General features: G+C 54.6%; 1 protein-coding gene. It reads left to right on the top strand.

Going from position 1 to position 731, the window contains the following annotated elements:
• Window positions 1-708, top strand: a 708-nt coding sequence (locus ACOMDU_RS13560; protein ID WP_421130688.1) for a Fic family protein, incomplete at its 5' end; no start/stop codon positions are given.
• Window positions 709-731: the final 23 nt, after the last annotated feature.

Genomic DNA, 731 nt, shown 5'->3' with positions numbered 1-731 from the left:
GCCTATCTACCCGAGGAGGATCGGCTGCTGCCCGGTCATTTCTACCGGCATGACAGCGTGTATGTGATCGGCGCAAAGGTGGAGCATACGGGCTTTCCCTGGCAGGCGCTGCCGGAGCGCATGGGAGAGTTGGTCGCGTTTATCCGCGAGGATTCTGAGATCAACGACCTGCTGAAAGCGGCGCTGATCCACTTCTACATGGCGTATCTGCATCCGTACTTTGACGGCAACGGCAGAATGGCACGGCTGATGCATTTGTGGTATCTGGTGCAGCAGGGATATTCCTCTGCGCTGTTCGTGCCGCTCTCCGAGTATATCAATAAAAGCCGCAAGGGGTATTATGATGCCTATAGGCTGGTGGAGGAGAACGCAACCATCAGCGGTATGCTGGACGCAACGCCGTTTTTGGCGTATTTTATCGAAAATGTATATCATAAGCTGAACGGGGTGCTTCCGACCGCACAGACGACCGTGGCGTTTCAGATCGCCCTGTCCCACGGACAGGTCACTGAGAAGGAGAAAGCACTGTGGGAGTTTGTTCTGTCCGCTTACGGCGACGCGGAGTTTTCCACCAAGCAGTTGGAAAAGGACTTCGGGAACGCCGCTTACGCGACGATCCGCAGCTTTGTGTTGAAGTTTGAAAAACTGGGACTGCTCAAATCGACACAGTACGGGAATCGTGTGAAGTATGCGGTTTGTGTGTGCTGAAAACGGGAGCCGCTGCATCTGAG

Origin of the sequence: Vescimonas sanitatis (genome assembly GCF_049060325.1) — a bacterium.
Taxonomy (GTDB): Bacteria; Bacillota; Clostridia; order Oscillospirales; family Oscillospiraceae; genus Vescimonas; species Vescimonas sanitatis.
Note: the sequence above shows the minus strand (reverse complement) of the source record. Positions and strands in the feature narration are given on the sequence as shown.